A 7,045-nucleotide genomic window follows, 5' to 3' on the forward strand; every position below is an offset into this window, starting at 1 on the left:
CCGCTTTTCATAAACGCAGTGATATTCAAGCAATCATTGAAGAGCATGGGCATGAGATAGTTTGGTTACCCCCTTATAGTCCAGACTTAAATCCATTGAAAAGATGTGGGCTTGGATTAAGCAAATACGCAAAGAATGGCGGATGGATTGTATTGATACTTTATTCTTTTATCTGCTTTGGATTGGATTGGGTTTTAGATGATTTTACTATAATATTCTTCTGCTAACTCCCGAAAGCTTGCGCCTTCTTTGAGCTTAGTCAATATCATTTGTCGATAGTCTGAGACCTTTGCAAAAAAACATAAAATAGAGAAATTTCAATTTTTTAAATTTTGAAAACATATTAAAATCATAGTGTTAATTTTTTTACTAGTTGCAAAAATTAGTATAAAACGGAATTTTGCAAAGGTCTCAGAATATAAATATTTTTCTTATTAAAATTAAATTTTCTTTCTACATTAAATATCTAAAAAAATTTATCTACGGATAATATTTTCAGTATACTTTTAAAATCTAGTGCTTAGGAAAACGTTGATTAACTTATAAACTAAAAAGCTTCATTATCTAATCAAATTAAAATCAATGAGATAAGCTTAATTGTATATAAAAAATGGAACAATCAGCCTATCCTTAATTTATCCATTACTAAAATTCTTTTCCAAAATCTACTATGTATAATCGCAAATCGCTGCTTTTTATCGCGACTGTCTTCACCTTTATTACGCTTTACCTGCCGCAACCTTTACAACCCTTACTCGCGGCAACCTATGGAAAAACACCTGCACAAGGCAGCTTGCTCACCAGCATTACTCTTTTCCCATTAGCGCTAGCACCATTACTCTACGGTTATATACTTGGAAACATTCATCCTGCCAAACTCTTAAAAATTGCGCTTATTGGTCTTGGAATAACTAACATTTTATTTGCCATCGTTACCCATTTTCCTAGCCTAATCCTGATTCGTTTTATTCAAGGGGCGCTGATTCCTATCCTAATTACCGCGATTATCAGCTTACTCTTAGAAGAGAATCCACAAGGACAACGCAGCTTATCCTTATACGTTAGCCTAACCATCTTAGGTGGATTTAGCGGACGGTTTTTAAGTACTCTTTTTGAAACCTATTTCACTTGGGAAAACTTTTCTATCCTAGTAGGGATTACCTTAACCATATTGGCTTTTTTTCTCCCTAACGCATCCACGCAAGAAAGCAATGTTTACCAACGCCCACATTGGCAAGATTTTCTCGCTATTATTAGCCATCGAACATTACTCACTATCTTACTCATTATTTATCTCAGCTTCGGCTGCTTCGTTGCCTTACTCAACTACTTACCCTTTTTCATTCGCAAAAGCGACCCTCAAGCGGGAACACTCATTACAGGCTTAATGTATTCTGGCTATATTATCGGTGCTGTTGTTTCAATCATTGCTCCTAAAATCATCGAACGCTTTCACGTCCGCCCAACCTTACTAACCGCAAACATCGCCTTTATTTCCGCATTAATATTGCTATACAGCAATAATCTATGGCTAACCTTTAGCGTTTTATTCCTATTTTGCGCTGCCTTTTTTCTCACCCACACCACCGCTATTGCTGAAATCAATCGTTGTAGCCCTTATCCCAAAGCGCTAACAAACGCTTTTTATACCAGCTTTTACTACACAGGCGCGGTTATTGGTGTATGGCTGCCGGGGCTTATCTATCAAAGCTTTGGGAAAAGCATTTTCATCACTACCTTAATTGCCACCACACTTTGTGCTACTGTTGCCATTTTTACCCTACCAAACGAATGACTAAACCTTTTGCACTGCTAGATAATGCGCGTGAGCATCGCGCTCGCTACTACACAAACTTTGTTCGTCGAGAAACCCTAACGGCTCACCAAATTGACCAACTCGATACATGCTTAGAGCGTGGCTTTTCTGAGCATCTACATTGCACCATTCGCATTCCTTACGAATTTGGGCGCGACCTAATGGCATTAGCCGATACCCAAGCACCTCTCCAACTCGACTGGTATCGAGACTGCCAGCATCTTGATAAAACCGGAATCACCGAATTTTTTGACCGACACGAACGCGTAACACCAAACATTGATACGGGCGTTTTGATTAACAAACAACTAGAAAAAGGAACAGAGCACTTTCAAGCCAGCGTCCACAAAATCCAAGAACATATTCGTGCTGGCGATGTTTATCAAATTAACCACACAGACCGTCTGCTTGCTGATTATAGTGGTGACCCTATCAAACATTACCGACAATTACGCACTCGCCAACCCGCACCCTATGCAGCGCTTATGTATCATCCAAACGATGGACATACCCTCTGCCTTTCTCCAGAGCTTTTCCTGCGAATAAAAGGACAACACCTCATTACCGAACCCATGAAAGGAACCGCGCCCTGCCCAAGAGAAAGTAGTCGCATTCCCGCTATGATTGCACTCTCTCGCGACCCCAAAAACCGTGCAGAAAATGCCATGATTGTTGACCTACTGCGCAACGACCTCAGCAAAATCTCGCGTCCATACGGAGTTAAAGTAACTCGCCCATTTCATATCGCTGCTCATGGCAGCGTTTTACAAATGACCAGCAAAATAGAAGCAGACTTATGTCATGGTGTAGGATTGGCAGATATCTTGCGTGCAACCTTTCCTTGTGGCTCCATTACTGGCGCGCCCAAACGCATGGCAATGCAACTGATTGATGAACTAGAAGAACACCGACCGCGGGGAATATATACTGGCAGCATCGGTTACATTGAGCCTTATCATGGCAATTACCAACTAACCCTTAACATCGCCATTCGCACACTGGTTATCCGTCATCAAAAAGCAACCTTAGGCGTGGGCGGCGGAATTACTATTGATAGCACCCCAGAAGAAGAAACCCAAGAAGTCCAAACCAAAGTCGCTTTCCTTAACCAAGTGCCTGACCTCAAGCTCATTGAAACCCTACGCCGTACCCCTAAAAGACGCCAATATCACGCCGAGCATATTTCAAGACTTCAACAATCTGCCAAAACCTTAAACATCCCCTTATACATAGAAAGCTTAGCTCACTATGAAAACCATCATCAACAGCACCATCCTGTTGAAACCGCACATCGCTATCGAATCGAACTCTCTGCAAAATCCCTAACCAATATCCAAAGCACACCGATTGAGCCCCTACCAAAAACCAACTATTGCATCATCCATAACCGCACCCTACCTAATCATGACCCATTAAGACGCTATAAAACCAGTCGCAGAGAACCATTTGACCTCGCGTGGCGACGCGCCGAACGTTATGGCGCATTTGATGCGCTCATTTTTAATCAAAGCGGATTTCTACTTGAGGGTGGTCGCAGCAATATCTTTTTAAAAATCGACGAACAATGGCATACCCCATCACTGGATTTAGATATCTTACCTGGCATCATGCGACAAAAAATTCTAAGCAATCCTAAGCTTCTAAAAACCAATAAAATTTATGAAAACCATCTCAATGCTGCTGACCTCCAGCGCGCAGAACAAATTATTCTTTGCAACAGCTTACGCGGTATAATCCCCGTCAACCTTATACCAACCCCAATAAATGATGATTAAAATCCTAGTAAATTAAATAATCACTAAATCCTATTTAAACAATATAAAAATATTTTGCAATGCGGCATTATTACCTTTTTTATTCTTTATTTATTCTACCTCCATCTAAGAGAATATTTTTAAACAACAATATCTATTATTTTTTAAACAAAATAAAAAATAATTATAATAGTTGCAAAGAGATATCATCTATATTTTTAACATCTCCAAATTGCTGCAATACAACAAATGCTTTCAAGCATTTGCACACGTCCATAGATAAGGTAGAATGCGCCACCATTGCCAGACAATTTACGGCGTAGCTTTCATTATATGAAAAAAATCAATTCATTAAGTCTTACATTTGCTATTGTTTTAACTTTAAGTGTTAGTTACTTCCTTTATTGGGGGTATGGATATACTGGTGCTAACTCATCCATATGGTTTATTGCCGCTGCCCTATTCGGGCTATTTATGGCGTTTAATATCGGCGGCAATGATGTTGCCAATTCCTTTGGTACCTCTGTTGGTGCTAAAACCCTTACTATTACGCAAGCATTATGTATTGCTGCTGTCTTTGAAATCTCAGGCGCCGTATTTGCTGGTGGAGAAGTTACCTCTACCATTAGAAGCGGAATTATTGATCTGAATCAATTTTCAGATGCGCTAGAGCCTATGCAATTTATTAAAGTTATGATGAGTGCGCTAATTGCTGCTGCTTTCTGGCTACTATTTGCAACCCGTAATGGACTACCTGTATCCACGACGCACTCTATTATTGGTGGCATTGTCGGTGCCGGTATAACACTTTCATTCATACTTGAAAACGTACACGCTTCTTCTGTTATACGTTGGTCAAAAATTGGAGAAATTGCGGCAAGTTGGATTATCTCTCCTTTACTTGGTGGCATAGTTGCCTACCTTTTATATGCCTTTATCAAGCGATACATACTGAATTTTAACGAACGTGCAGAAGCACATCTTCGCCGTATTCGTGAAGACAAAGACCACGTTAAAATGAAAGCCGCTTCCATTCTGCTATCAGAAATTCAACAAAGCGCTTATGGGCAAGTAATGAGTGAAAAATCTCAGCGCAAACTTTCCAAACTTGATGACCGTCAAAATAGCTTTAACCCTCATGCTGCCTTACAAATATGGGCTCCCATGCTTGCTGCCGGCGGCGCTATGATTATGGCGGCAATGCTTTTATTCAAAGGACTAAAGCATCTCAACCTTAACTTTAATAACCTTCAAAATACCTTAATTATTATCGGCATTGGAATTGCTGCATGGTTAGCCATTAGCCTTTCTTCAAAATACTTACGTCGCCAAGGTATCGGACTTACACGCTCCACCTTTGTGCTTTTTTCTTGGATGCAAGTTTTTACCGCTTGTGGATTTGCTTTTTCACACGGCTCTAACGATATTGCTAACGCCGTTGGTCCTTTTGCTGCCATCTTAGATACTTTACGCACAAATAGCATTAGCCAAGAAGCTGCTATTCCAACGACTGTTATGCTAACTTTTGGTATTGCACTCATTGCAGGACTATGGTTTATTGGAAAAAACGTTATCGCTACTGTCGGCACCAATCTCACCAAAATGCACCCTTCATCGGGATTTACTGCCGAACTTTCTGCTGCTGGCGTAGTAATGCTTGCCTCAGCACTAGGACTTCCAGTTTCTTCAACTCATATATTAGTTGGTGCTGTACTAGGTGTAGGATTAGTCAATAAAAATGCCAACTGGCGATTGATGAAGCCCATTGCGCTTGCTTGGGTCGTTACCGTACCTGCTGCTGCTGCCATCTCTGCCTTAGCTTTTATGATTACGTATTACTTATAAGCCATATAAGATTTTTACAAAATAAAAACCACTATCCCATTAAACAACAGAGAAATCACACTAAGTCCAATTTATCAAAACAATACTACTTCGTCTGCTAATATTATCAATTTTTATTATTCAAATGCGGATTAAGCGCATCTGTTTCCGCTTGGAATTGCTTTTGAGCATACACTTGCGCCATCTTTTCTAACGCCTGTCGTTGCTTATCTGCACGCTGCTGCGCACGACGTTGAGCTATCCAAAACAAACAACTACCAATGATAAAAAGTGTCAATACAAACTTCATTTCGCTATATTTGTATGATAAATCGCTAAAGGTGCCTTAGTAATACTACTCCATAAAGCCTGTGTATGCGCTTCATGTCCTCGATGAGGAATGCAAACCAAAGCTCCTGCCACAATATCTTCCGCACTTTTTTTGCTTAAGTGCAAACCATTAAGTGCCATTTGCAAAGGCGGTAAAGAAGGATTAAAAGCCGCATTTTCTAAATATGTACCAGAATATAAATAACCTAAATGATCTTTTAAACAAATCCCTGCATGACTCTCACTATAAGGCGTATAAGAACAGCAAGCCATTTTAAATGCTTCTTGCATAAGCTCATCGCCTTCTGCCAGATTTTCTAAGTCTGCTTGTGTTGAAGAAAAAATTCTCTCTTTTATTGCTAAATCTGCTGGTCCAAAACGTTCTGGCAAAAAATCAACCAAACGATTACTTCTCGATGTTGGCAAATGAATCAACAAATCTTCCGCGCCAGCCAACTCATTCATAAACTGTCGGCAATGACCACAAGGCGTATAATTCACAATGATATGTGCAATAGATTCAGCTCCTCTATGCCAAGCATGAGCAATCGCACTTTGTTCTGCATGAACAGTCTGAGCAATAGCTGCGTGAGCATACTCCTGATTAGCACCTAAATAGAAATTTCCCTGCGAATCAATGGCAATAGCACCAACCTTAAAGTGTGAAATAGGTACAACAGCAAATTGAGCTGCATCTTCTAATAAAGTTAAAGCATAATCCACTAACGTTACAGAATTTTCTCGAGCGGAAACTGGCAGGCGCTCTACTGGAATAAAGGCATCAATCATTATATGCTCCTAATCAGATAGTGTGTTTTATCATCATATCTTAAATCTTAAAATATACACAAAATGAAAACCATATTTTCTATTCTAGTGTCTGTATAGAATTCAGGAATTGAAAAAAGATAAGCGAAGTCTCACATTCATGTTTACTATAACAAAAATACAAGGCACTACTTATGGCATAAACCATGCTCAAAGATGAACATTGGCACAATGCTACTATAGCAAGGCTCCCAAAAAATGCATACAACGTTAACTCAATATCCACCTTGGGACCTTTGCAAAATTCCGTTTTATACTAATTTTTGCTACTAGTAAAAAAATCTAACGCTATGATTTTAATTTGTTTTCAAAATTTAAAAAATTGAAATTTTTCTATTTTATGTTTTTTTATAAAAGTCTCACTTTGAAAATAAAATCCTATCTCCAAGCGCTGTATGCATTTTTTTTGGGAGCCTTGCTTATATTATAAAAGTGTTGCTTGGCAACAGCAGTTAAGATTCATTTAGTAGTTGATGTTTTATGGTAATCTGGT

General features: G+C 39.2%; 6 protein-coding genes. 4 read left to right on the forward strand and 2 right to left on the reverse strand.

Annotated elements, in window-relative coordinates; all coding sequences use genetic code 11:
* From A5N85_RS11985 to A5N85_RS12000, 4 genes are all read left to right on the forward strand, one after another.
* Positions 1-227 (forward strand): transposase (locus A5N85_RS11985; RefSeq protein ID WP_211268198.1); only part of this gene is annotated, 227 nt, incomplete at its 5' end.
* 443 nt (positions 228-670) lie between these two features.
* Positions 671-1,795, forward strand: coding sequence for an MFS transporter (locus A5N85_RS11990; protein ID WP_072577427.1), 1,125 nt, complete (start codon positions 671-673; stop codon positions 1,793-1,795).
* Complete coding sequence (locus A5N85_RS11995; protein WP_072577428.1) at positions 1,792-3,591, forward strand: bifunctional anthranilate synthase component I family protein/class IV aminotransferase; 1,800 nt, start codon at positions 1,792-1,794, stop codon at positions 3,589-3,591. The genes A5N85_RS11990 and A5N85_RS11995 overlap by 4 nt, the downstream gene beginning before the upstream one ends.
* 312 nt (positions 3,592-3,903) lie before the next feature.
* Positions 3,904-5,415, forward strand: coding sequence for an inorganic phosphate transporter (locus tag A5N85_RS12000; protein WP_072577431.1), 1,512 nt, complete (start codon positions 3,904-3,906; stop codon positions 5,413-5,415).
* A gap of 106 nt (positions 5,416-5,521) precedes the next feature.
* On the opposite strand, the gene A5N85_RS15760 is transcribed toward A5N85_RS12000, so the two are convergent.
* Together A5N85_RS15760 and cdd are read right to left on the reverse strand one after the other, a co-directional pair.
* A complete protein-coding gene (locus tag A5N85_RS15760) occupies positions 5,522-5,692 on the reverse strand; it encodes a hypothetical protein (protein WP_172460827.1) in 171 nt (56 codons plus the stop codon).
* An 8-nt stretch (positions 5,693-5,700) separates the two neighbouring features.
* Positions 5,701-6,513 carry a cytidine deaminase gene (cdd, locus tag A5N85_RS12010; RefSeq protein ID WP_072577430.1) on the reverse strand — a complete coding sequence of 271 codons (813 nt, stop codon included), beginning with the start codon at positions 6,511-6,513 and terminating at the stop codon, positions 5,701-5,703.
* Positions 6,514-7,045 lie beyond the last annotated feature (532 nt).

The sequence above is a fragment of the Suttonella ornithocola genome, from assembly GCF_001889065.1.
Classification (GTDB): Bacteria; Pseudomonadota; Gammaproteobacteria; order Cardiobacteriales; family Cardiobacteriaceae; genus Suttonella_A; species Suttonella_A ornithocola.

Excerpts from the sequence above, each read along its gene's own strand:
- A5N85_RS11990 (WP_072577427.1), top strand. The coding sequence starts at position 671 with ATGTATAATCGCAAATCGCTGCTTTTTATCGCGACTGTCTTCACCTTT.
- A5N85_RS11995 (WP_072577428.1), top strand. The coding sequence starts at position 1,792 with ATGACTAAACCTTTTGCACTGCTAGATAATGCGCGTGAGCATCGCGCT.
- A5N85_RS12000 (WP_072577431.1), top strand. The coding sequence starts at position 3,904 with ATGAAAAAAATCAATTCATTAAGTCTTACATTTGCTATTGTTTTAACT.
- cdd (WP_072577430.1), bottom strand. The coding sequence starts at position 6,513 with ATGATTGATGCCTTTATTCCAGTAGAGCGCCTGCCAGTTTCCGCTCGA.